The sequence below is a fragment of the Ruminococcus sp. 210702-SL.1.03 genome (assembly GCF_020559915.1).
Classification (GTDB): domain Bacteria; phylum Bacillota; class Clostridia; order Oscillospirales; family Ruminococcaceae; genus YE71.
In genome coordinates, this window is record NZ_JAJCLZ010000006.1 from 1 (window position 1) to 25318 (window position 25318).

The window sequence follows — 25318 nt, forward strand, 5'->3', positions numbered from 1 at the left end:
TAGGCAATCTGACGAAAAATCTGACGACGCAATCTGCACACAATAGTTGTGCGGTGTTGCCTTGAACAATATCAAGTATAAAAGCCTTTGCGGAAAATGCAGAGGCTTTTTTTACGCCTGCCGCGAATTTCGGTTGAAATCTTCACCGAAATGTGTTATAATCATAATGTATTTTATTCTGAAATTGGAGCTGTTTTTATGAAAGACGGATTTATAAAAGTAGCCGCCTGCACGCCTGAGATACGCGTTGCGGATACGGCTTTCAACGCTGAAAAAATAATCGAGCAGATGGATAAATGCCGCGCGGCTGGCGTGAAGATAGCGGTCTTCCCCGAGCTTTGCATTACGGGCTACACTTGTCAAGACCTTTTCTATCAAGATACCCTGCTTGACGGCGCGATGCGTGCGCTGGCGAATATCGCGAAGCACACGGCTGGCAGCGATATGCTCGTGGCGGTGGGCTGTCCCGTTCGCGCTAGGGGCAAGCTTTACAACTGCGCCGCAGTTCTCCAAAACGGCGAGGTTCTGCGTTTTATCCCAAAGACTCACCTGCCGAACTACAATGAATTTTACGAAGCGCGCCACTTTGCGCCATACCGCGGCGGCTCGGTGCAGGTGGAGCTTACGCAGTATTTTTCCGACGATATAATGCACTCCGCCGAGATGGGTCAGTGCGTTTTCGAGCTGGATAACTGGGAAACGCAAGGCTCTCAGCCCGCCGACTGCGTGAAGATAGGCTTCGAGATCTGCGAAGACCTCTGGGTAGCCGACCCCGTTTCAAACTACCTCGCGAAAGCGGGCGCTGCGCTTATCTGCAACCTCTCCGCTTCGGACGAGGTCATCGGCAAGGACAGCTACCGCCGTCAGCTAGTGTCGAACCAGTCGGCGCGGCTGGTAGCGGGCTATATCTACTGCTCGGCGGGCGACGGCGAATCCACGCAGGATATGGTGTTCTCGGGACACAACCTGATAGCGGAAAACGGCTCGCTGCTGGCGGAAAGCAAGCTCTTTGAAAACGGCATAATTATCTCTGAGATAGATTTCAAGCGGCTGGCTTTCGAGCGCCGCAAGATCTCGACATACCCCGCCGCCGTCACAAGCTGGGGTGCGCCCGCTGAGAATTATCAGCCGTACTTCCTTGATAACCTGCCGACGGAGTTCATATCGTTCGACATGGCGGACACCGCGCTTACCCGCGGCTATTCCAAAACGCCTTTTATCCCCGCCGACCGCGCAGAGCGCAACGAGCGCTGCCATCTGATACTGCAAATGCAGTCGCACGGCTTGATGAAGCGCATCGCCCACACCCACGCGCAGAGCGTAGTGATAGGCATATCCGGCGGGCTTGATTCCACCCTCGCGCTGCTGGTCTGCGTTATGGCGATGGACTTGCTGAAACGCCCGCATACCGACATCGTGGCGGTGACTATGCCATGCTTCGGCACTACAAAGCGCACCCGCTCGAATGCTGAGATACTTTGCGAAGCGCTGGGGGTAACCTTCCGCGAGGTTAATATCTCAAAAGCCGTGCTACAGCATTTTGAGGATATCGGTCACGATTATGATAATCACAACGTGGTATTTGAAAACGGTCAGGCGCGCGAGCGCACGAAGGTGCTGATGAATATTGCCAATCAGGTGAACGGACTTGTTATCGGCACGGGCGACCTTTCAGAGCTGGCGCTGGGCTGGGCAACGTACAACGGCGACCATATGTCGATGTATGGCGTGAACGCGAGCGTGCCGAAAACGCTTGTGCGCCACATAGTTCGCTACTACGCCGATACCTGCGGCTACGCCCCCCTCGCCGAGGTGCTGCTGGATATTCTGGATACCCCCGTATCGCCCGAGCTGCTGCCTACTGACGAGAGCGGCACTGAGATGACTCAAAAGACTGAGGACTTGGTAGGCCCTTACGAGCTGCACGATTTCTTCCTCTACCACGCCGTGCGCTGGGGCTGCGAGCCGAAAAAGGTGAAGCGGCTGGCAATGTACGCTTTCGGCGACGATTACAGCGAGGAGGTCATCACCCACTGGCTAAAGACTTTCTACCGCAGATTTTTCTCGCAGCAGTTCAAGCGCAGCTGTCTGCCCGACGGCGCAAAGATAGGCTCGGTAACGCTTTCACCGCGCGGCGACTGGAGAATGCCTAGCGACGCTGTGAACGCTCTTTGGCAGGAACAATTGTAATAAATTTGGGAATAATGAATAAAGCGAAAACAAAACAAATAAATAAAAAAATAAATAATTTGCTTTTACCGTATTGCAATCGCGCATAAAATGTGCTATAATGTGGTGTGAATGTTTCGCCGCAGTACCGCGGCTTTGAATAATGAATAAAGAACATTGGATCTATATATAATAAGGTATAAGGGGATGTAAGACGGAATGGCGCTGAAGAAGAGGAAGATCATTGGCGTGCTTCTGGCGCAGGCTGAAAGAGAATATCAGTCGAAGCTGATGAGCGGTATCGCCGAACGCGCTTTTGAATTAGGATATGACTGCTTCACTTTCTCAGATCCGATAAAAACTGAGTCGGGCGAAAACGTGCGCCGCGGCGCTGAGAATATTTTTGATCTTATAAATTTCGATATGCTCGACGGAGTTATCATAGTGCCTGATACTTTTAATAACAAAAAGACAGCTGAGTTTGCCGAGCGCTTAGTGCGCCGCAAATTCAAGGGGGCTGTGGTATCGGTCGATCACCGCGCGGGGGATATGCCCGTTATTATGGGCGACGACGCTGCCGCCATCGAATCGCTGACAGACCATCTTATAGAAGAACATGGCTGCCGCATCATCGACTTTTTCAGCGGTACGCCGGGGCACGAACACTCAGCTAGGCGGCTGGAAGGCTATTTGCGTTCGCTCAAAAAGCACAGCATAGCTTACGAGCCTGCCCGCGTGCACGACGGCGATTTTTGGTACAACATGGGTGAAAAAACTGCGGAGGATATATTATCTTCTCCGCTGCCAAGACCGCAGGCGGTAGTATGCGCCTGCGACACTCAGGCTATAAGCCTTTGCGACGCATTTGCGCATCGCGGGATAAAAGTTCCCGACGATATAAAGATAACGGGCTACGACAGCATAAAGGCAGGCACCAACCATGTGCCCTCGATAACCTCTGCCGAGATACCCGCGAAGCAGACGGGCGCGAACGCGGTGGAATATCTGCACAGCGTTATAGAAAACAAGCCCTTTGAGCCCGGGGCTTACTCGACGGATATAGTGCTGGCGCAGACCTGCGGCTGCGGGGTGGACGCTTCGGCAGTTTACAGGTCGAAGAATTTCTATTACTCTGACGACAACCACCTTAGCAATTTTCTTTCGGCTTCAAACGATATGATGAGCGACCTTATATCAGCCGAAGACCTCAGCAGCCTTATCGGCAGGGTCAACTGGTACAGCTTTCAAATACGGCCTTTCGATGCGCTGTATCTCTGTCTTAATCAAAACTGGGAGGGCAGCGAGAAAGGTTATATAGCGCGCGGTTACAGCGAAAACGTGCAGCTGCGTCTCGCGCACCGTACTGGAGAGGATAAGCAGGAGTACGATATAAGCTTTCCCTCAGCGGATATGCTGCCCGAAATGGCTTGGCAGCGCGAGAAGCCTGCGGCGTTTTACTTCGCGCCGCTGCACTTCGGCGACCGCGCTTTCGGCTATATCGTTATGCAGTATGATACGCCGCGCTCTATGGTGGACGATTTCTGCGGCTGGCTCAAAAATGTCTGCAACGGCTTTGAATGTATGCGCAGACAGATACACATTCGCCGTATGTACTTTGAGCTGGAAAAGGCGGCGCTGACCGACAGCCTTACGGGGCTTTACAACCGCTACGCTTTCAACCGCCGCGTGGAAGAGCTTATAGCTGACGGCGAGCGCGGGGTAAAGACGATGTTTATGATGGCTGATCTGAACTGTCTGAAGCTGATAAACGATAATTTCGGACACCTCGCGGGCGATAAGGCGCTCAACGCCATAGGGCAGGCTATAAGCAGCGCCTGCGGCGAGAACGAACGCTGCTACCGCTTCGGCGGCGATGAATTTATGCTCATCGGCGTAGGCGATTACAGCGAAGAGCGCATAGACGACCTCAAACTGCGCATACGCAGAAGTTTGGAGGATTTCAATGCGCATTCGGGGCTGCCTTACATGGTAAAGGTCAGCTTAGGCGCGGTCTGCGAGATAGCGGATTCGGCAGAAAAGCTGGACAGAATGGTAAAGCTTGCCGACGAAAAAATGTATCAGGATAAGCAGATAAATAAGAAGCATTCGGCAAGCCCTTTCAGATAAAGCGGGAGGCGGCACATTTGAAGATAAGCGTGATATTTACAGGCGGAACTATCGGCAGCAGGCTCAGCGGCGGCTACATCGGCGTTTCGGGCTGCCCTTACACGCTGATAGAGAACTGGCGGCGTGAGCACGGCGGCTGCGAATTTGATACCTGCGAGCCGTACACTATCCTCAGCGAAAACAGCAGCTTTGAGCATCTTTGCAAGCTGGCTGCCTGCGCGCGGGAAAGATCTGCCGCGGCGGAAGCCGTTATCATCACGCACGGTACAGACACGCTCTGCTACACTGCGGCTTTCTTAGGACTGGCGCTTTCAGACATCAAAAAGCCGATAGTGCTGGTGTCCTCGGGCTGCCCGCTGGAGGACGAGCGCGCAAACGGTCAGCAGAATTTCGCGGCGGCGGTGGAGCTTGCAAAAAGCGGCGAAGCGGGCGTTTTCGCGGTGTGGTATGCCGATGGCGAAGCGCGGGCGCACAGGGGCGTGCGTTTGCTGCCGCACGCGCCGTACAGCGATATGCTCGTGAGCCTGCCGAATTTTAGCGAAACGGCGGGCGGCTTTTGCGGCGAGAGCGAGATCACCCGCCGCTTTAAGGGCGACCCGCATGGCTTTGACCAAACGCGCAGAGTACTGACGCTGACCTGCCGACCCGATATGTATTACCCGCAGCTTACGGCGGACGTTTCGGCGGTGATGTTTGAAAGCTATCATTCGGGCACTATGTGCGCCGACGAGCGCTTGGCGGAATTTGCCGAAAGAGCCGCGGCCGAGGACGTGCCGATATTCGTAGCGGGCGCAGGCGGCAGGGAAGCGGATTACGAAAGCGTGAAGCAGTACCGCGCGCTGGGGATAATCACTCTGCCCGCAGTTTCGCCGATAGCCGCGTATGTGAAGCTCAGCATAGCGGCGGCGTACCGCATGGAGATACCCGCCGTGATGGCGAAAAACTGCGCGGGCGAGTACGCGGAATAAGACATTTTTAGAGATAACAGAAGGGACGCAAGATGGAAATTGTAGAAATTATCAAGGTAATAGTGCTCGGCATAGTGGAGGGCATAACCGAATGGCTGCCGGTGAGCAGTACGGGACATCTGATACTGGTCGATGAATTTATGAAGCTCAAAGCCAGCGAAGATTTTAAGGAAATGTTCGACGTAGTTATACAGCTCGGAGCGATAATCGCGGTAGTTGTGCTGTACTGGCACCAGCTTTTCCCGTTCGGCAAAAAGGACAATAAATACCCGCTGAGCGATCACGGAGCGGGCTCTTACATAAAGACCGATATTTTCAAGATGTGGTTCAAGGTGCTGGCGGCGTGCGTGCCCGCGGCGGTGATAGGTCTGCTTTTCGACGACCTTTTCCACGCGATGTTCTACAACTGGCAGACGGTAGCCGTTATGCTGATACTCTTCGGTATAGCATTCATCGTGATAGAAAAACACAATAAGGGCAAAAAGCCGACGATAAATTCGATAGAGCAGATGCCCTACTGCGTAGCGGTCATGATAGGTGCTTTTCAGCTCATCGCTGCGGTATTTCCCGGTACATCGCGCAGCGGCGCTACGATAGTCGGCGCGCTGCTTATAGGCGTTTCGCGCACGGTGGCGGCTGAGTTTACATTCTACCTCGCAGTTCCCGTAATGTTTGGTGCGAGCCTGCTGAAACTTGTGAAATTCGGCTTAGCTTTCCAGACGGCGGAGCTTGTGTACCTGATACTCGGCATGGCGGTATCCTTCATAGTTTCGATAGTTGTCATCAGATTCCTGATGGGCTACATCAAGAAGCATGATTTCACGGTTTTCGGCTGGTACAGAATTATCCTCGGCGTGCTCGTAATACTCTATTTCGGGCTTGTAAGATAATAAATATCACACACAAAAGCGTTTCCCGCAGCAGGGAAGCGCTTTTCTTTTTGCGCTGGAAAGCAATAATGTTAACGAAAAAGTTACGGTTTTCTAACACAATGGTAATTATAGAACTTTCCGCTTTTTTGGAAATGAAAATTGTGCAAAGCTACAAAATGAGCGTGAGAAATGAAAAAAATTCAGCTATTCTATTGACTTTTACGGGAGTTTGAAGTATAATAATATACTGTATCATAATGGCTTTTCATACCTTTTTTGTCCGCACAAAGCGGCTGAAAACGGGCTGAAACCGACAGAAAAAACGCTTATCCGCGGCGGGCATATATAAAAGGTATACCCAAAAGCGGGGACGTTTGGCAATAAATTAAGGAGTGATCAGTGCGAATGGTGAATGTCAATGTCAAAGACGTAAAGCTTGGTAAAAACACCAGAAAAAGCTTTGCCAAGATTCATGAGGTCCGCGAGATGCCGAACCTTATCGAAGTACAGAAAAACTCGTATCAGTGGTTCTTAGACGAAGGTCTGCGCGAGGTGTTTAAAGAGGTATCCTCTATCACCGATTACAACGGAAACTTAGAGCTTTCCTTCATCGACTACCGAATTGACGACACGCCTAAATACACCGTAGCAGAGTGCAAAGAGCGCGACGTTACCTACGCAGCGCCCCTGCGCGTTACAGCCCGCCTTATAAATAAGGAAACGGGCGAGATCAAAGAATCCGAAGTTTTCATGGGCGATTTCCCGAAAATGACCGACAGCGGTACTTTCGTTATCAACGGCGCGGAGCGCGTTATAGTATCGCAGCTGGTACGTTCGCCCGGCGTTTACTACTCTTTTGATAAGGACAAGACAGGTAAAGACCTTTTCAAATCAACCATCATACCCAACCGCGGCGCGTGGCTGGAGTACGAGATGGACTCGAACGACGTAGTTTACGTTCGTATAGATAAAAACCGCAAGATACCTCTCACTACCTTTATCCGTGCTCTGGGCATAGGTACTAACGACGAGATAACCGAGGTATTCGGCGTTGACGAAAGACTTAATCAGACTATACTGCAGAAAGACGCTACCGCTAATAAGGAAGAGGCGCTGCTCGAAGTTTACAAGAAGCTTCGTCCCGGCGAGCCCCCCACAGTAGACGGTTCACAGACCCTTATCCACAACCTTTTCTTCGACGATAAGAGATACGACCTCTGCAAGTTCGGAAGATATAAGTACAATAAGAAGCTTGGCATAGCTTCGCGCCTTTCGGGCCACACCCTTTCCCGCGCGATAGTTAATCCGCTTACCGGCGAGATAATGGCAGAGCCGGGCGAGGTATGCAAGTTCGACAAGGCTATGGAGATCGAGAACGCGGGCGTTATGGAAGCCTACGTTACCACCGAAGTTAAAGAGTACTACACTTCTGAAACTACCGGCGAAACGCTCACCAGAATGGAAGAGCGCGAGGTAAAGATCATCGGCAGCGGCATGGTAGACCTTTCGGGCTACATCTCGAAAGATCCTAAGGAGCTCGGCATAAACGAGAAAGTTTACTTCCCCGTACTGCGCGAGATACTTGAAGAGAGCGACGAAGAAGAAGCGATTTTCACCGCTATCAAAGAACGCGCGGGCGAGCTTGTTCCCAAGCACATCATCCTCGACGATATAATCGCTACAATCTCCTACTTCCTCAACCTCTGCGAGGGCGTGGGCACTGTTGACGATATAGACCATCTCGGCAACAGAAGAATACGTTCGGTAGGCGAGCTGCTTCAGAACCAGTTCCGCATCGGCTTCACCAGAATGGAGCGCGTTATCCGCGAGAGAATGAACATCCAGTCGCAGGATATAGAAGTCATCACCCCTGCCGCGCTCATCAATATCAGACCTATCACTGCAGCTATAAAGGAATTCTTCGGTTCATCGCCGCTTTCGCAGTTCATGGATCAGAACAACCCGCTGGCTGAGCTTACTCATAAAAGACGTCTTTCCGCGCTGGGCCCCGGAGGTCTTTCGCGTGACCGCGCAGGATTTGAAGTCCGCGACGTACACTACACACATTACGGAAGAATGTGTCCTATAGAAACTCCTGAAGGTCCTAACATCGGTCTGATCTCTTACCTTGCATCTTTCGCGAAGATAAACGAGTACGGCTTTATCGAAGCTCCTTACAGAAGAGTAGATAAGGAAACGGGCGTAGTTACCGACGAAGTAGTTTACATGACCGCTGACGTTGAGGATAACTACATGGTAGCTCAGGCGAACGAGCCCCTTACCGAGGAAAACAAGTTCGCAAGAGCTAAGGTAAACGGCAGATACCGTGACCAGATACTTGAAATAGACCGCGAAAATATCGACTTCATGGATATTTCGCCTAAGATGGTAGTTTCAGTAGCTACCGCCTGCATACCTTTCCTTGAAAACGACGACGCGAACCGCGCGCTGATGGGCTCTAACATGCAGCGTCAGGCAGTTCCTCTGCTCAAGACCGAGTCGCCTATCGTAGGTACAGGTATGGAGTACAAGGCTTGCCTCGACTCGGGCGTTGCGGTAGTTACCGACAAGGCAGGCGTTGTTGAGAAGGTAGACGCAGACAAGATAGTTATCCGCGAGGACGACGGCAACCTGCGCACCTACGAGCTTATCAAATTCAAGCGCTCTAACGCGGGCACCTGCACCAACCAGCGCCCGATAGTAGAAAAGGGCGAGCGCGTAGAGGCTCATCAGATAATCGGCGACGGCCCCGCTACCTCAAACGGCGAGCTTTCGCTCGGTAAAAACGCCCTCATAGGCTTCATGACATGGGAAGGCTACAACTACGAGGACGCCGTACTGCTCAATGAAAACCTTGTAAGACAGGATAAATACACATCTATACACATCGAAGAGTACGAGATAGAAGCAAGAGAAACAAAGCTCGGCCCTGAGGAGATCACAAGAGATATTCCGCAGGTAAAGGAAGAGTACCTCGCTAACCTCGACGAAAACGGTATAATCCGCATAGGCGCAGACGTTCGTCCGGGCGATATACTGGTAGGTAAGGTAACGCCTAAGGGCGAGACCGAGGTCTGCCCCGAGCAGCGCCTGCTGAGAGCTATATTCGGCGATAAGGAGCGCGACGTTCGCGACAACTCGCTGAAAGTACCTCACGGCGAATCGGGTACTATAATCGACGTAAAGGTGTTCACAAGAGAGAACTGCGACGAGCTCGCACCCGGCGTAAATATGCTGGTACGCTGCTACATCGCGCAGAAGAGAAAGATCTCGGTCGGCGATAAGATGGCGGGCCGCCACGGAAACAAGGGTGTTGTTTCCCGCATACTGCCGCCTGAGGATATGCCTTTCCTCGAAGACGGCACACCGCTCGACATCGTGCTGAACCCCCTCGGCGTACCTTCGCGTATGAACATCGGTCAGGTACTGGAAGTACACCTCGGTATGGCTTCCAAGGCGCTCGGCTGGAAGATAATGACCCCTGTATTCGACGGCGCACATGAAGAGGACATCAGAGCCTGCTTCAGAGCCGCTCAGGAAAATTACCTCGAGCACAAGGACGATGATTTTGTGCTGCACACTATGGACGAAGTTATCAATCCTAACGCCCTCAGCATGAGCGAGGACGGAAAGTTCACCGTATACGACGGACGTACAGGCGAAAAATTCGATAACAGAGTAACCGTAGGATATATGTATTACCTCAAGCTGCACCATCTGGTAGACGATAAGATCCACGCAAGATCTACCGGTCCGTATTCGCTGGTAACTCAGCAGCCTCTCGGCGGTAAAGCCCAGTTCGGTGGTCAGAGATTCGGTGAGATGGAAGTTTGGGCGCTCGAAGCTTACGGCGCTGCTTACACCCTTCAGGAAATACTCACCGTCAAGTCTGACGATAAGGACGGAAGAGATAAGACCTACCACGCTATCAGCGACGGACAGAACGTACCTACTCCGGGCATACCCGAAGCTTTCAAGGTACTTGTCAAAGAGCTGCAGTCGCTCGGTCTGGATCTTGAGATCTACGGCAAGGACGGCGATAAGGTAGAGCTTCGTCAGAATTACACTGAGGAAGAGCCGGCTAACTTCAAGCATCTCGACGAAGGCACTGATTTCAGCATGCTGCCCGACGACGATGAATTTGAGGACGCAGGATTTGTTATAAACGACGCAGAAAGCGCTGACGGCGAAGACAGCGTATCGCTGGGCGACGACGATAACGGCGGAGATCTTTTTGCCGATAACGACGACTATGTCAGCGACTACGACGATAACTACTCAGAGGACGAAAACGACGAATTCTGATGCGTTTTATACGAGCAATGCAAAAGCAATAAGGGCAGGCGCTGCCGCGCGGCGGCGCTGAAAACGCCCGATCAACAATAGAGGAAGAGGGTACAATATTGGAATCTAATGTTTTTGAATCAATAAAAATCTCGCTCGCTTCGCCCGAAAAGATCAGAGAATGGTCTTACGGTGAGGTGACCCGCCCTGAAACTATAAATTACCGCACCCAGAAGCCTGAAAAGGACGGTCTTTTCTGCGAAAGGATCTTTGGACCTACTAAGGACTGGACCTGCCACTGCGGAAAGTACAAGCAGCAGAAGTACCTTAAAGGCAAGGTATGCGAGCGCTGCGGCGTAGTTATCGCGAAGAAGGACGTAAGACGCGAGAGAATGGGCCATATCGAGCTTGCAGCACCCGTATCGCACATCTGGTACTTCAAGGGTACTCCCTCGAGAATAGGTCAGATGATAGAAGTCAGCCAGAAAAGGCTGGAGGAAGTTCTCTACTTCACCAAGTATATAGTTATCGACCCCGGCAACACCGAGCTTACCAAGTGCCAGCTTCTCAGCGAGAAAGACTACGTTGAGATGCGCGAAAAGTACGACGACGCATTCAAGGCAGGCATGGGCGCTGAGGCTATAAAAGAGCTGCTCGAAGAGATCGACCTTGAAAAGCTCTCTGCCGAGCTGAAAGCAGAGCTTGAAGACCTGCCCGCCGGCCAGAAGAAGATAAAGCTGCTCAAAAGACTGGAAGTAGTAGAAGCTTTCAGAACTTCGGGAAACAGACCCGAATGGATGATACTCGACGTAGTACCCGTTATCCCGCCCGAACTTCGCCCTATGGTAATGCTCGACGGCGGCAGATACGCTACCAGCGACCTGAACGACCTGTACAGAAGAGTTATCAACAGAAATAACCGACTCAAAAGAATGCTCGAGCTGAAAGCTCCCGACATCATCATAAGAAACGAAAAGAGAATGCTGCAGGAAGCGGTAGACGCCCTTATCGACAACGGCCGCCACGGCAGACCTGTAACAGGCCCGAACAACCGCGCTTTCAAGTCGCTTTCGGATATGCTGAAAGGTAAGCAGGGACGTTTCCGTCAGAACCTGCTCGGTAAACGTGTTGACTACTCCGGCCGTTCCGTTATCGTAGTAGGTCCTGAGCTGAAAATGTATCAGTGCGGTCTGCCTAAGGAAATGGCTCTCGAGCTTTTCAAGCCTTTCGTTATCAAGCGTCTTACCGATATAAGCACAAACCCGCAGCTCAACATCAACGGCGCGAAGAACGCCATCGAGCGCATGGAGCCCATCGTTTGGGACGCGCTGGAAAACGTTATTCAGGGTCACCCCGTACTGCTGAACCGTGCGCCTACCCTCCACCGCCTCGGTATCCAGGCATTCGAGCCTGTACTGGTAGAGGGCAGAGCTATAAAGCTCCACCCGCTGGTCTGCACGGCTTACAACGCTGACTTCGACGGCGACCAGATGGCGGTGCATCTGCCTATCTCCCCTGAAGCGCAGGCTGAGGCGAGATTCCTTATGCTCGCTGCGAACAACCTGCTGAAGCCTTCCGACGGACGCCCCGTTGCAGTACCTACGCAGGATATGATCCTTGGTTCTTACTACCTCACCCTTCAGAAAGAGGGCGAGCCGGGCGAGGGCAAGGTCTTCCGCGACGTGAACGAAGCTCTTATGGCTTACGATCAGGGCGTAGTTTCCCTGCACGCTGCCATCAAGGTAAAGATCACGAAGCAGCTCGGCGACAGACAGGTATCGAAGATAATCGACGCTACCGTCGGCAGACTGATATTCAACGAAAATATCCCGCAGGATCTGGGATACGTTGACAGAACCAATTCCGACAAGGAGTTCGACCTCGAGGTAAGCTTCCTCGTAAAGAAGGGTCAGCTTTCGGACATCGTAGAAAGATGTATACACCAGCACGGCACGACATACACTTCGGAAGTGCTGGATAAGATAAAGGCTCTCGGCTTCAAGTACTCCACCAAGGCGGCTATCACCGTTGCGGTATGCGACGCTGAGATACCTGAGGCTAAGAAGGACATTCTCGCGCACGCCGACTCGCTGGTAGACGTTATCGACCGCCAGTACAAGCGCGGCTACATCTCGCGCGAAGAGAAGTCGAAGCGCTTCATCGAGATCTGGAACAACGCGACAGACGAAGTTACCGACGCGCTGAAAGCGGGTCTTGACCCGTACAACCCCATCAACATGATGGCGGACTCCGGTGCGCGTGGTTCTATAAACCAGATACGTCAGCTCGCAGGTATGCGCGGACTTATCGCGAACACCTCGGGTTCGACCATCGAGATGCCTATCAGAGCTAACTACCGTGAAGGTCTTAACATTCTGGAATACTTCATCTCCTCTCGAGGAGCACGAAAAGGTCTGGCAGATACCGCGCTGCGTACCGCTGACTCAGGTTACCTGACCAGACGTCTGGTAGACGTTTCGCAGGACGTTATTATCCGTGAGGAGGACTGCGGAACTACCGACGGTATCGACGTATTCGAGATCAGAAACGGCAGAGAGAAGATCGAGCCGCTGGCTGAAAGACTTGTCGGCAGATACCTCGTTGAAGACCTCAAAGATCCTAAGACGGGCGAGATCGCGGTTTCGCACCACAAGCTGATGACCGAGCACGACGCAGAAAGAGTAGTACAGATACTCGACGATACGGGCAGAGATCGCATAAAGATCCGCTCGGTACTCGCCTGCAAGGCAAGAAACGGCGTATGCGCTAAGTGTTACGGCGCTAACCTCGCAAACGGCAAGGTAGTAAGAGTCGGCGAAGCGGTCGGCGTAATCTCGGCGCAGTCGATAGGCGAGCCGGGTACACAGCTTACCATGAGAACGTTCCATACGGGCGGTATCGCATCGGCGGAAGATATTACACAGGGTCTTCCCCGCGTAGAGGAACTTTTCGAGAGCAGACGTCCGAAGGGCGCGGCTATAATCACAAGAATAGACGGTACTGTACGCATCGAGGAAGTTAAGAAGATGCGTCAGGTCATCGTTACCGGCGAGGATCTCGAGAACCCCGCTCAGGAGACCTACTCGATACCTTACGGCTACAAGCTCAAGGTAAAGGAGGGCGACACCGTAAGCGCGGGAGATCCCCTTACCGAAGGCTCGATCAACCCGGGCGATATACTTGCAGTAAACGGCGTAGAAGCTGTACAGAACTACATCATCACCGAAGTACAGAAGGTTTACCGCCTGCAGGGTGTTGACATCAACGATAAGCACATCGAAGTTATCGTTCGTCAGATGATGAAGAAGGTAAAGATAGACGACAGCGGTTCGAGCTACCTGCTGCCCGGCAGCCTTGTAGAAAAGACCGAGATCGCGGCTGTAAATGAAGAGATACAGAAGAAGATCGACGAGGGCGACATCAGCGCAAGACTGGTGACCACCGTTCCCGTACTTCAGGGTATCACAAAGGCTTCCAGCTACTCCGATTCGTTCCTTTCGGCAGCATCCTTCCAGGAGACCACAAAGGCTCTTACCGACGCCGCCATCAAGGGCAAGACCGACCACCTGCTTGGTCTTAAAGAGAACGTTATTATCGGTAAGCTCATACCCGCAGGTACGGGTATGGACGTTTACAACAACGTTCAGATCGTCAAGAACGAGAGCGCCGGCGCTCATACTTCCGAGGGTTTTACCAATATCTGAGCTAAATAACGCACGATATACAGAAAAGACCGTTCCGAAAGGGGAGCGGTCTTTTTGTATGATTAAAAAACGGTAAAAAAAATGTATTAAATATGTGAATGGGTATTGACAAGCAGTGATACATGGTGTATAATAGGAAAGTATGCTGACGTAGTACGGCGGCGTATGTAAATTTGCAGAAAGGAGAGATATTATGCCAACTTTTAACCAGTTAGTTAAAAAAGGAAGAGACAGCTTTGACTCTAAGTCTACTGCACCTGCACTTCAGAAGGGTTACAACTCTAAGAAGAAAAAGGTGATCGACCAGAGCTGCCCCCAGAAGAGAGGCGTTTGCACCGCAGTAAGAACTGCTACACCTAAGAAGCCTAACTCCGCTATGAGAAAGATCGCCAGAGTTAAGCTTACAAACGGAACTGAAGTAACAGCTTACATCCCCGGTATCGGACACAATCTTCAGGAGCACAGCGTTGTTCTCATCAGAGGCGGCCGTGTAAAGGACCTCCCTGGTACTCGTTACCACATCATCAGAGGTACTCTTGACGCACAGGGCGTAGCTAAGAGAATGCAGGCTCGTTCCAAGTACGGTGCCAAAAGACCTAAGGCAGGAAAGTAATTTAAAGGCTGCCTAAAAAAGACTTATTCAAAAAGGTTAAAACTCATTGTCGCAACACTGCGAAGACCACAGTAAAGCGGAGTGATTCATTTTATAGATTCACCTTGCCGCAGTACTGGTCGGGGCCGCAGGGCAAGCCTGCGGAGCGAGTACCTGTGAATTCATTATTGTGAAGGAGGGAATTACAGTGCCAAGAAGAGGTAAGGTTTCAAAGAGAGACGTTCTCGAGGATCCTGTATACAAGTCCAAGCTTGTTACCAGACTCGTAAACAACATCATGCTCGACGGAAAGAAGGGCGTAGCCCAGAAGATCGTTTACGGAGCATTTGAGATCGTTGAGGAAAAGACCGGACGTCCCGCTCTTGAGGTATTTGAAGAGGCTATGGATAACATTATGCCTGAGCTGGAGGTAAAGGCTCGCCGTGTGGGCGGTGCTACCTACCAGGTTCCTATGGAGGTTCGTCCTGACAGACGTCAGACTCTCGGACTTCGTTGGATAACTAAGTTCTCGCGCGAGAGAAACGAAGACACCATGAAGGAAAGACTCGCAGCAGAGATCCTCGACGCTCTTAACGGAGTGGGCGGATCCTGCAAGAAGCGCGATGAAACACACAGAATGGCTGAAGCTAACAAGGCTTTCGCACATTTCAGATGGTAATAAGGTAAACAGGAGGATATTATGGCAAGAGATTGTTCATTGCAGGATACCAGAAATATTGGTATCATGGCTCATATTGACGCCGGTAAAACAACCACGACCGAGCGTATCCTGTTTTATACCGGTGTAAACCATAAAATTGGAGAAACTCACGAGGGTGCAGCTACGATGGACTGGATGGCACAGGAGCAGGAGAGAGGTATCACAATCACCTCCGCTGCTACTACTTGCTACTGGAAGGGTCACAGACTCAACATCATCGACACCCCGGGACACGTTGACTTCACCGTAGAGGTTGAAAGATCTCTCCGTGTACTCGACGGATCCGTAACCGTTCTCTGTGCTAAGGGAGGCGTTGAGCCTCAGACCGAAACAGTTTGGCGTCAGGCTGATAACTACAAGGTCCCCAGAATGGTTTATGTAAACAAGATGGATATTATGGGCGCTGACTTCTACAACGTTCTTGATATGCTTCATAACAGACTTAAAACTAACGCTGTTCCTATCCAGCTGCCTATCGGCGCTGAGGAAGATTTCCAGGGCATCATCGACCTGCTGGAAATGAAGGCGTATATCTACACTAACGACCTCGGTACTGACATCAACGTCACCGATGTACCTGAGGACATGGTGGAGAAGGCTGAGGAATATCGCAACGACCTTATCGAGCACCTCGCTGAGGTAGACGACGATATTGCTGAGAAGTTCTTTGCAGACGAAGAGATCACTGTTGATGAAATGAAGGCTGTTATCAGAAAGTCTACCATCGCTAACACAATGGTTCCCGTAACCTGCGGTACTTCCTATAAGAACAAGGGCGTACAGAAGCTGCTCGACGCTATCGTTGACTATATGCCTGCACCTATCGACGTTCCCCACATCAAGGGCGTTAACCCCGAGACCGGCGAAGAAGTTGAAAGACCTTCGAGCGATGAAGAGCCTTTTGCAGCTCTCGCGTTCAAGATCGCTACCGACCCCTTCGTAGGTAAGCTCTGCTTCTTCAGAGTATATTCGGGCGTTCTTCAGGCAGGTTCCAGCGTTTACAACGCTTCTAAGGACAAGAACGAGAGAATCGGACGTATAGTTCAGATGCACTCGAACCACAGAAAAGACATCGAGACCGTTTACGCAGGCGACATCGCCGCGGCTATCGGTCTGAAAAATACCACTACGGGTGATACTCTCTGCGACGAGAAATTCCCCGTAATACTCGAATCCATGGAATTCCCTGAGCCTGTTATCCAGCTCGCTATCGAGCCTAAGACTAAGGCTGGTCAGGAAAAGATGGGTATCGCGCTGGCTAAGCTGGCTGAAGAAGACCCGACTTTCAGAACATGGACTTCCGAGGAGACCGGACAGACCATCATCGCCGGAATGGGCGAGCTTCACCTCGAGATCATCGTAGACAGACTTCTCCGTGAGTTTAAGGTAGAGGCAAACGTAGGCGCACCTCAGGTATCCTACAAAGAGACCATCAGAAGCAAGGCAAACGTTGATTACAAGTATGCTAAGCAGTCGGGTGGTAAGGGTCAGTACGGTCACGTTAAGATCAACGTTGAACCTAACGAGTCCGGTAAGGGCTATGAATTTATCAACAACGTTGTCGGCGGTGCTATTCCCAAGGAATACATCCCCGCAGTTGACGCCGGTATCAAGGGCGCTATGGAAGCAGGCGTACTCGCAGGCTACCCCGTAGTAGACGTTAAGGTAGAGCTTTACGATGGATCTTACCACGAAGTAGACTCTTCCGAAATGGCATTCAAGCTCGCTGGTTCGATGGCATTCAAGGAAGCTATGCGCAAGGCAGACCCCGTTATCCTTGAGCCTATCATGAAGGTTACGGTTATCGCTCCCGATGATTATCTCGGAACCGTTATCGGCGACCTCAACTCAAGAAGAGGACAGATCCTCGGTCAGGAAACAAGACCCGGCGCCGTTCAGGTAGACAGCCTTGTTCCGCTTTCCGAAATGTTCGGCTACTCGAACGACCTGCGTTCTAAGACTCAGGGCCGCGGACAGTACACCATGGAGCCTCATAGCTACATCGAAGTACCGAAGTCCATCTCTGAGAAGATCATGAACGCACGCAAGAAGGGCGAATAATTCTGCAAAAAAATTCAATATTTTTTCGCAAAACCCCTTGCAAAACAGATGCATTTCTGTTATAATGAAAATATACAAACGTGTATTTTATATGCAATCTATATTTAAGGAGGAAATTTCCAATGGCTAAGGCTAAATTTGAAAGAACCAAACCGCACGTAAACATCGGAACCATCGGCCACGTTGACCACGGCAAGACCACTCTTACCGCTGCTATCACTAAGACCCTCGCACTTAAGGGTCAGGCTCAGTACGAGGCTTACGATATGATCGATAAGGCTCCTGAAGAGAGAGAAAGAGGAATCACAATCAACACCGCTCACGTTGAGTATGAGACTGACAAGCGTCACTATGCTCACGTTGACTGCCCGGGTCACGCTGACTACGTTAAGAACATGATCACCGGTGCTGCTCAGATGGACGGCGCTATCCTCGTTGTTGCTGCTTCTGACGGCCCTATGGCTCAGACCAGAGAGCACATCCTGCTTGCTCGTCAGGTAGGCGTTCCTGCTATCGTTGTTTTCATGAACAAGGCTGACCAGGTTGACGACCCTGAGCTGCTCGAGCTCGTTGAAATGGACATCAGAGATCTGCTTTCTTCTTATGATTTCCCTGGCGACGACACTCCTATCATCATCGGTTCTGCACTTGCTGCACTCGAAGCTCCCGATGATCTTTCTGACCCTGCTTACAAGCCTATCCTCGACCTCATGGACGCTGTAGATGAGTACATCCCCAGCCCTGAGAGAGACGATGCTAAGCCTTTCCTGATGCCTATCGAGGATACTATGACCATTTCCGGTCGTGGTACCGTTGTAACCGGTAGAGTTGAGCGTGGACGTCTGAACGTAAACGAGCAGGTTGAGATCGTTGGTCTTTCTGATGAGAAGCAGACCACCGTTGTAACCGGTATCGAGATGTTCAGAAAGACTCTTGACTACGCTGAGGCTGGCGACAACATCGGTGCACTGCTCCGTGGTATCACCAGAGATCAGGTTGAAAGAGGACAGGTTCTCTGCAAGCCCGGTTCCATTCATCCGCACACCAAGTTTTCCGGTCAGGTTTACGTTCTGAAGAAGGACGAAGGCGGCCGTCATACTCCTTTCTTCAACAACTACAGACCTCAGTTCTATTTCAGAACTACCGACGTTACCGGCGTTATCACTCTTCCTGCTGACAAGGAAATGTGCATGCCTGGCGATAACGTTTCGATGGACGTTGAGCTTATCACTCCTATCGCTATCGAAGAGGGACTTCGTTTCGCTATCCGTGAGGGCGGCAGAACTGTTGGTTCCGGCGTTGTTACCAAGATCAACGAGTAATTTATTACTTTTAATAAAAGGCGAGTCTGCTTCGGCAGGCTCGTTTTTTTGTTAAAAAAATTTTAATTCATGCGCATTTGGTGGACAAAAGGCATTAAATATGTTATAATAGTATGTGAAATATTGCAAGCGAGGTGGATCTGATGGCAGAAAAGAACAAAAATGATAATGCAGACTATTTTATAGACGTTGCCAGAGATCATATCTACCAAAATCAGGGTAAAGAGTATACAAAAGCGTTCACTGAATGGCGTAACGATGAGAAAAATCCATATGGCTACGCTTTTATCCATGATTCGCGCGAGCATACATACGTTGATGGTGAGGGTTATGCAGACGAATTTGCCGTGACATCTGAAAAAGAAACGCTTCACCGCTGTTTCAAAGTTGCTGGCATTGCGATGCTGATTTTGATCGCATTTCAGACGGCACTTTCAATTTCTATGAAATGGATATTTGGTGCGCAAATGGACGGCTGGGTGTACTATTCTGAGCGTTCGACGCTGAGAAAATACAGCTTCGAGCAGATCACGTTCTATTGTGCGATCAAAATCATAGCTTATCTGAGTGTGATACTTTTCTGTGCACTTAAACTTCGTCTCCCGAGAAAAGTTTATATACCGAATGAGCAAGTATCGCGAAAGAAGATCACATATGCAGTGTGTGTGTCACTTATCTTCATGGTGATCGCTCGGCTTTTTGATTTTCTTTTGGTAAAAATGTTTTATTCTGTTAACATTGATATGTGTTTTTATAGATATGTTGTCAGTAATTCACCATCAGGACAGTATTTCTACATAGCAACTGAGCTCCTGATAGTGCCTATTTTGTCAGAAATTTTATTCAGAGGATTTTTCTTACAGCTATTCAGACAATTTGGCGACACATTTGCGGTGATTTTTTCATCTATACTAGCATCATGCTGCTTTCACGATATATCCAAACTAATGTATATGTTCTTTTTCTCGGTAATACTGGCAACTGCGACCATTAAGACCGGCAACATATTCACTTCAATGATCGCTCGGATGATCGTGGTTGATGTTACCTACGTTTTGAATGACTTTTCGGTCGGCGTACTGGATTATGAACTGCGCTTTCGCGAGATAATTGTCTGCATTTTCCTGCTTGTTGTCTGCACCTGCATCATCACATACCTGCAAGAGTACATCATCACTCCAAAAAATCGTCCCAATTCGTCTGAAATAACACTTGCGGATAAACTTAGGCTTGTGCTGAATTCCAATTATATGATAATTTGGCTGTTACTGTCTTTATTTGAAACAATTCTTGCAGTGAGGATAGTTTGATAGATGTATAGTGATGAATATTATATGCGAAAATGTATAGCTCTGGCGAAACTGGCGGAGCAGGCGACCGACGTTCCTGTCGGCGCGATAGTTGTTAAAAAGACTACGGGCGAGGTCATCGGCGAGGGTTACAACCGCCGCGAGGCTGAGCGCTCGTCGCTGGCGCACGCCGAACTTGCCGCGATCGCGCAGGCTTCCCAAAAGTTGGGCGGCTGGCGCTTGATCGACTGCGAACTTTTCGTGACGCTCGAACCTTGTGCGATGTGCGCGGGCGCTATAGTCAACAGCAGGGTAGAGCGCGTTGTTTTCGGCGCGTTCGATCATAGGTTCGGGGCTTGCGGATCATGCTTCGACCTCTTTTCGCAGGGGCTGAACCATAAGCCGGAGGTCGTCAGCGGCGTTTTGCAGGAAGAATGTTCGCAGCTTATGAAGGATTTCTTCCGAAAAATGCGTGAGGAGAAAAAAGCCGCAAGGAAAGGATAATGGTAAAATGGCTGAATTCTGGGATCTGTTTGACGATGACCGCAAACCGCTTGGGCGGACGATACGCCGTGGAAAAATGACTCCGCTGAGCGGCGAGTATCATATCGTTGTACTGATCGTGACGATGAACAGCCATGGCGAGATCTTGTGCACCCTGCGTTCGCCCAAAAAGTCAAAGTATCCTAATTTGTGGGAGGTTACTGCCGGCTCGGTCATCGCGGGGGAGGAGAGCCGCCACGCTGCCGCACGCGAGCTTTTTGAAGAAACTGGCATCAAGACGGACGAAAATGAACTGACGTTTATAAAAACCGTTAAGGAAAATACCGCATTTATAGACTGCTATTTCCTGCGGCGCGACGTTGATATAAAAGACATTGTTTTCCAAGAGGGCGAAACTGTCAACGCGAAATGGATCGGCAAAGCGGAGTTTGAAAACATGATAACGCAGAAAAAAATGGCGTTCCCCGTGGCGCGGCGATATGCCCAGCTCTACGATTTCCTGATGCAGGAAGGATTTATATAAAAAAACCGCAGGCGTTTGATGAGCGTCTGCGGTTTCGTTTATATTTCGTTGCGATTTTCGAGAGCTTTGTAAAGCGTGATCTCGTCGGCATATTCTAGGATTCCGCCGACGGGCAGTCCGAAAGCCAGCCGTGTGACCTTTACGCCGAGCGGCTTGATGAGCTTCGAGATGTACATCGCCGTCGCCTCGCCCTCAACTGTCGGGTTCGTCGCCATGATGACCTCTGAAACGTCGCCGTTCATGCGCGCCAACAGCTCTTTGATCTTTAGCTTGTCTGGCGTAACGTTGTCGATCGGCGAAATCAGCCCGTGCAGAACGTGGTAAACGCCCTTGTACTCGCGGGTGCGCTCGAAAGCGGAAATGTCTTTCGGCGTTTCCACCACGCAAATAGTCGACTTATCGCGCGCGGGGTCGGAACATATGTAACAAAGTTCGTTTTCAGTAAGGTTCTGGCATATCGCACAGGTGTGCACCTTAGTGTGAGCGTTGACGAGCGCTTCGGCAAATTCGTGCACCTGCTTGTCGCTCATGCTCATGACGTGGTAAGCCAGCCTTTCGGCAGATTTCCTGCCGATGCCTGGGAGTTTTGCAAACTGCTCAGCCAGCAAGACCAGCGGCAGCGCATTGCTGTTATCCATATTTTAGAAAAGGCCGGGGAAGGAAACGCCGCCGGTAAGCTCGCTCATCTCAGCGTCGCTGACTTCGTCGAGGTTGTGAACAGCTTCGTTGAAAGCGCTCATGATGAGATCCTGAAGCATTTCAACATCTTCGGGGTCAACTACTTCGGGCTTGATTTTGAGCGAGAGCACCTCGCGCTTGCCGTTGATCTTGATCTCTACTGCGCCGCCGCCTACGGAAGCGGTAAATTCTCTCTGCTCGAGGTCAGCCTGAAGCGCGGTGATCTTATCCTGCATCTGCTGTGCCTGCTTGAGCATCTGGTTCATATTTCCTGCGGGGCCTTTGCCCATACCCTGTGGTAATCTTGCTTTCATTTTAAAAAACTCCTTGTTATTTTTTTATTTCAACTTCTACATCCATGCTCTCGGCGCGCTTTAAAAGCTCGCTTATCGGGTTTTCCTTGTCGGCAATATCGACATTTTTGGAAGAATAAAGCATGAAGCCGAAGTCTTTGCCATAATAGTCATGCACAACCTGTTTCAGCAGTGCTTTGTCGTCGGATGCTTTGAATTTCTTGAGGAAAAAGTCGCTCGAAACTACCACGCAGAAGGTGTCGCCCTCTATGCAGGCGAGCGAATTTTTCAAAAATGCCCAAAGCGCAGGCGCACGCTCCTTGATTATCTCGAGAATGTCCTGCCATTCTTTCAGCGGCGTAAAATTGTTCGGGTCGAACTTTTTCAGCGGCGCGGCGGGCTTCTTCGGCTGTTTCGGCGGCTGTACCGCGTTCGGCACTATCTTCGCACCCTCGGCGAGCGCCTTCGTCAGCGCATTTACCTGCGCGCGCAGCTCGTTCAGTTCCTGCTGATCGGCGGCGGGGGCGGTGTTCTGCACGGCGCGCTTTTTCGGAGCGGCAGAGCAGAGGCGCACCATGCACATCTCTAGCTCTATGCGCTTATCCGCGGCGCGCGCGAACCTCTCGGAGGACTGCTGGAGCAGCGTTATGCACTCAAATATCCTGTCGAGCGTGACAGTTTTCGCGATCTTTTCGAGCCGCTCGTACTCTTCGGGCAGGCAGGCGATAAGCTCGCGGCTGTTGTCCGAAGATTTTATCAGCATGAGATTTCGCATCATCATGAGCAGCTCGGAGCAGAGAACTTTTAGGTCTTTAGCCTTGCCGTGCAGTTCGTCAACGGCTTTAACAGCGCCCGCGGTGTCGCACTCGGCGATCTTTTCCAGCAGATCGAGCAGATAATCTCGTCCCGCGATGCCCGCCGCGCCTGAAACTACTTCGAGCGTGATGTCGTCCGAAAAAGCGGAGCATCTGTCTAGAAGCGAGAGCGCGTCGCGCATACCGCCGTCGGAAAGCCGCGCTATCATGGCGGCGGCGTCCTCGTGAAGTGTAAATTCCTCGTGTTCGGAAATGTACATTATGCGCGAAACTATGTCTTCGCTGCGTATGCGGTTGAAATCGAAATGCTGGCAGCGCGAAACTATCGTTTCGGGAACTTTGTGTATCTCGGTGGTCGCGAGAATGAACTTGACGTGCGGGGGCGGCTCTTCCATAGTTTTTAGCAGCGCATTGAAAGCGCCGGGGGAGAGCATATGCACTTCGTCGATGATGTAGATCTTGTACTTGCACAGCTCTGGGGTGTAGATAACGCCCTCACGCAGCTCGCGAATGTCGTCCACGCGCGAGTTTGAAGCCGCGTCGATCTCGATGATGTCGGCGAGCGAGCCGTTTTCCGCCGCGCGGCAAATGTCGCATTCTAAGCATGGTTCGCCGTCGTGCGAATTTGGGCAGTTGATAGCCTTCGCAAAAATACGCGCGCAGGTGGTCTTGCCGGTTCCGCGTGAGCCCGTAAAAAGGTAGGCGTGGGCGGTGCGGCCGCCGGCGATCTGATTTTTCAGTGTGGCGGTTATCTGCGGCTGCGAAACCACGTCGTCGAAAGATTTCGGACGCCATTTACGATACAAAGCCTGATACAAACTGCCACCTCCAATAAAAAATCAATCCGACATACAGGCGTGCAGGCGTAACTGCGTCACACGAAACAAACTGCTTAATGCTGCTCGGTTCCCCGCCTGACATGGTTCACAGTGTTTCATTGCGCAGGACCCGCACACCTGTATCTCGGATTGATCTGAAAAAACATATAGATCTACCGCGGCAGCGCAAGCCGCCTTAGTACTACATTATTATAACACAACTCACGAAAAAATGCAAGCCCTTTTTGAAATTTTTTTCGCAATTTATAAAGAGTAAGCGCGGGGCTTGACAAACGGGGAAAAATGTGATAAAATAATAAAAGCGAGTCGGCTATGCGGCAGCGGCGCGGCTATACGCGCTGAGGAAAGTCCGAGCATCATAGAGCAGGGTAGTTGATAACGTCAACCGAGGGTGACCTCCGAGCTAGTGCAACAGAAATATACCGCCGCTTTCGGGCGGCAAGGGTGGAAAGGCGAGGTAAGAGCTCACCGGGGCAGTCGTGAGGCTGCCGCCATGTAAACCTTACCCGATGCAACGCCAATGGCAGCAAGCAGACCAATGGCTGCTCGTCAGGGCTGCGGCTGTAGGCGGCTGGAGGCGTATGGCAACATGCGTCCAAGATAGATTGCCGCACACGACAAAACTCGGCTTACAGGTCGGCTCGCGCTTTTTTGCGCATATGGCTGCCGCAGAAAACGGCAGCGCGTTTGCGGCAGCTTTTTGATAATTGTAAATCGTTTTTGTTAAATGCGCCGTATGAATTGCGATATTTGTTACAATCGGGTATCATAATGCACAATCTTTTCGGCGATTTAACTAAAACACTTGCATTTTTATCTTTAGTGTGGTATAATGTAAAAGAAATAAAAAATATATTATTTCTGAATAGGAAATAGATGGAGGGATAACTAATGAAAATGTTAAAGACAATTTCCGCGATCGCGGCAGCAACCGTTGCAGCTTCTGCTTTGGCAGTATCCGCATCTGCTACAACATATAAGGACGCAGTACAGGCAGCTAAGGACGCAGGCGTACAGGCTACCAACGTACAGGAGCTTTCCAACTTTTTAGAGCCCAACGCGGATTATTTTTCGTCTGACGATTATGATTACATGATCAGCGTGCTCAACAACGTTCGCGATACTTATGTTGCTCCTAAGGCACAGGAACTTTTTGGCAAGACCCCTGCTGAGCTTACCGAAGATGAAAAGGTAGAGGTAGGCAAGAGCTGGTCTGCTGAGGACAGAGCCGCTATAAAGAGCACTCTCGTAGACCTCGGCGCTAAGTACGATGTAGAAGTTGACATCGACAAGCTCAGTCAGGAAGACTTCACTGTAGAAGCTAAGATCAAGCCTAAGGACAGCAGCAGCTCTGACAGCAATTCCAGCAGCAGTGGCTCCAGCTCCAGCAATGGCGGCGGAACGCAGACTGTTATCACCGACCCCGTAGCTCCCACCGGCGGAGAAGTTGAGGGTGGCGTAAGCGCAGGCGTTGTTGCTGGCGCAGGTCTTGCAGTTGTACTTGCAGCTACCGGAATCATCGTAGTTGCTAGAAAGAACAAGGAATAATTCCTTGAC

At 50.9% G+C, this 25318-nt stretch carries 17 protein-coding genes and 2 other RNA genes; 15 read left to right on the forward strand and 4 right to left on the reverse strand.

Annotated features, from left to right (window positions below):
- Positions 1 to 198 precede the first annotated feature (198 nt).
- The 13 genes from LI114_RS04740 to LI114_RS04800 all read left to right on the forward strand — a co-directional run bounded on the left by LI114_RS04740 (position 199) and on the right by LI114_RS04800 (position 21136).
- Entirely contained in the window at positions 199 to 2190 is a 1992-nt protein-coding gene (locus tag LI114_RS04740; RefSeq protein WP_227219676.1) for an NAD(+) synthase, read from the forward strand.
- A 198-nt stretch (positions 2191 to 2388) separates the two neighbouring features.
- Entirely contained in the window at positions 2389 to 4296 is a 1908-nt protein-coding gene (locus tag LI114_RS04745; protein WP_227219677.1) for a GGDEF domain-containing protein, read from the forward strand.
- 17 nt (positions 4297 to 4313) lie between these two features.
- The gene (locus tag LI114_RS04750; RefSeq protein WP_227219678.1) at positions 4314 to 5264 is read left to right on the forward strand and encodes an asparaginase domain-containing protein; all 951 of its coding nucleotides are present in this window, start codon (positions 4314 to 4316) and stop codon (positions 5262 to 5264) included.
- Positions 5265 to 5296: 32 nt separating this feature from the next.
- On the forward strand, positions 5297 to 6154 hold the full coding sequence (locus tag LI114_RS04755; RefSeq protein WP_227219679.1) for an undecaprenyl-diphosphate phosphatase: 858 nt from the start codon (positions 5297 to 5299) through the stop codon (positions 6152 to 6154).
- 387 nt (positions 6155 to 6541) lie between these two features.
- Positions 6542 to 10441 (forward strand): DNA-directed RNA polymerase subunit beta, encoded by a 3900-nt coding sequence (gene rpoB / locus LI114_RS04760; RefSeq protein ID WP_227219680.1) that lies wholly within the window; start codon positions 6542 to 6544, stop codon positions 10439 to 10441.
- A gap of 98 nt (positions 10442 to 10539) precedes the next feature.
- Positions 10540 to 14124: a DNA-directed RNA polymerase subunit beta' gene (rpoC, locus tag LI114_RS04765; RefSeq protein ID WP_227219681.1), complete on the forward strand. Its 3585-nt coding sequence runs from the start codon at positions 10540 to 10542 to the stop codon at positions 14122 to 14124.
- A 193-nt stretch (positions 14125 to 14317) separates the two neighbouring features.
- Complete coding sequence (rpsL, locus tag LI114_RS04770; RefSeq protein ID WP_022127146.1) at positions 14318 to 14737, forward strand: 30S ribosomal protein S12; 420 nt, start codon at positions 14318 to 14320, stop codon at positions 14735 to 14737.
- A gap of 187 nt (positions 14738 to 14924) precedes the next feature.
- Positions 14925 to 15395: a 30S ribosomal protein S7 gene (gene rpsG / locus LI114_RS04775; RefSeq protein ID WP_022127147.1), complete on the forward strand. Its 471-nt coding sequence runs from the start codon at positions 14925 to 14927 to the stop codon at positions 15393 to 15395.
- A 21-nt stretch (positions 15396 to 15416) separates the two neighbouring features.
- Positions 15417 to 17498 carry an elongation factor G gene (fusA, locus tag LI114_RS04780; protein ID WP_227219682.1) on the forward strand — a complete coding sequence of 694 codons (2082 nt, stop codon included), beginning with the start codon at positions 15417 to 15419 and terminating at the stop codon, positions 17496 to 17498.
- Positions 17499 to 17620: 122 nt separating this feature from the next.
- Entirely contained in the window at positions 17621 to 18820 is a 1200-nt protein-coding gene (tuf, locus tag LI114_RS04785) for an elongation factor Tu (RefSeq protein WP_022127149.1), read from the forward strand.
- Between the two features lie 143 nt (positions 18821 to 18963).
- Complete coding sequence (locus LI114_RS04790) at positions 18964 to 20130, forward strand: CPBP family intramembrane glutamic endopeptidase (RefSeq protein ID WP_227219683.1); 1167 nt, start codon at positions 18964 to 18966, stop codon at positions 20128 to 20130.
- Between the two features lie 3 nt (positions 20131 to 20133).
- Entirely contained in the window at positions 20134 to 20613 is a 480-nt protein-coding gene (gene tadA, locus LI114_RS04795) for a tRNA adenosine(34) deaminase TadA (protein ID WP_227219684.1), read from the forward strand.
- A gap of 7 nt (positions 20614 to 20620) precedes the next feature.
- Positions 20621 to 21136: an NUDIX hydrolase gene (locus tag LI114_RS04800; protein ID WP_227219685.1), complete on the forward strand. Its 516-nt coding sequence runs from the start codon at positions 20621 to 20623 to the stop codon at positions 21134 to 21136.
- Positions 21137 to 21174: 38 nt separating this feature from the next.
- Here the strand turns inward: LI114_RS04800 and recR are convergent, their stop codons facing one another.
- The 4 genes from recR to ffs form a co-directional block, all read right to left on the reverse strand.
- A complete protein-coding gene (gene recR / locus LI114_RS04805) occupies positions 21175 to 21774 on the reverse strand; it encodes a recombination mediator RecR (RefSeq protein WP_227219686.1) in 600 nt (199 codons plus the stop codon).
- Positions 21775 to 21777: 3 nt separating this feature from the next.
- Complete coding sequence (locus LI114_RS04810) at positions 21778 to 22128, reverse strand: YbaB/EbfC family nucleoid-associated protein (RefSeq protein ID WP_227219687.1); 351 nt, start codon at positions 22126 to 22128, stop codon at positions 21778 to 21780.
- Positions 22129 to 22144: 16 nt separating this feature from the next.
- Positions 22145 to 23740 carry a DNA polymerase III subunit gamma/tau gene (gene dnaX, locus LI114_RS04815; protein ID WP_227219688.1) on the reverse strand — a complete coding sequence of 532 codons (1596 nt, stop codon included), beginning with the start codon at positions 23738 to 23740 and terminating at the stop codon, positions 22145 to 22147.
- Between the two features lie 36 nt (positions 23741 to 23776).
- Positions 23777 to 23876: signal recognition particle sRNA small type (ffs, locus tag LI114_RS04820), an RNA gene on the reverse strand.
- A gap of 187 nt (positions 23877 to 24063) precedes the next feature.
- Here ffs and rnpB point away from each other — a divergent pair.
- Together rnpB and LI114_RS04830 are read left to right on the forward strand one after the other, a co-directional pair.
- An RNA gene (rnpB, locus tag LI114_RS04825) (RNase P RNA component class A) lies at positions 24064 to 24409 on the forward strand.
- Positions 24410 to 24652: 243 nt separating this feature from the next.
- Positions 24653 to 25309, forward strand: coding sequence for a hypothetical protein (locus tag LI114_RS04830; RefSeq protein ID WP_227219689.1), 657 nt, complete (start codon positions 24653 to 24655; stop codon positions 25307 to 25309).
- Positions 25310 to 25318: the final 9 nt, after the last annotated feature.

Excerpts from the sequence above, each read along its gene's own strand:
- LI114_RS04790 (WP_227219683.1), top strand. The coding sequence starts at position 18,964 with ATGGCAGAAAAGAACAAAAATGATAATGCAGACTATTTTATAGACGTT.
- rpsL (WP_022127146.1), top strand. The coding sequence starts at position 14,318 with ATGCCAACTTTTAACCAGTTAGTTAAAAAAGGAAGAGACAGCTTTGAC.
- fusA (WP_227219682.1), top strand. The coding sequence starts at position 15,417 with ATGGCAAGAGATTGTTCATTGCAGGATACCAGAAATATTGGTATCATG.
- tadA (WP_227219684.1), top strand. The coding sequence starts at position 20,134 with ATGTATAGTGATGAATATTATATGCGAAAATGTATAGCTCTGGCGAAA.
- LI114_RS04810 (WP_227219687.1), bottom strand. The coding sequence starts at position 22,128 with ATGAAAGCAAGATTACCACAGGGTATGGGCAAAGGCCCCGCAGGAAAT.
- LI114_RS04800 (WP_227219685.1), top strand. The coding sequence starts at position 20,621 with ATGGCTGAATTCTGGGATCTGTTTGACGATGACCGCAAACCGCTTGGG.
- tuf (WP_022127149.1), top strand. The coding sequence starts at position 17,621 with ATGGCTAAGGCTAAATTTGAAAGAACCAAACCGCACGTAAACATCGGA.
- LI114_RS04745 (WP_227219677.1), top strand. The coding sequence starts at position 2,389 with ATGGCGCTGAAGAAGAGGAAGATCATTGGCGTGCTTCTGGCGCAGGCT.
- LI114_RS04755 (WP_227219679.1), top strand. The coding sequence starts at position 5,297 with ATGGAAATTGTAGAAATTATCAAGGTAATAGTGCTCGGCATAGTGGAG.
- LI114_RS04830 (WP_227219689.1), top strand. The coding sequence starts at position 24,653 with ATGAAAATGTTAAAGACAATTTCCGCGATCGCGGCAGCAACCGTTGCA.
- LI114_RS04740 (WP_227219676.1), top strand. The coding sequence starts at position 199 with ATGAAAGACGGATTTATAAAAGTAGCCGCCTGCACGCCTGAGATACGC.
- recR (WP_227219686.1), bottom strand. The coding sequence starts at position 21,774 with ATGGATAACAGCAATGCGCTGCCGCTGGTCTTGCTGGCTGAGCAGTTT.
- rpoB (WP_227219680.1), top strand. The coding sequence starts at position 6,542 with ATGGTGAATGTCAATGTCAAAGACGTAAAGCTTGGTAAAAACACCAGA.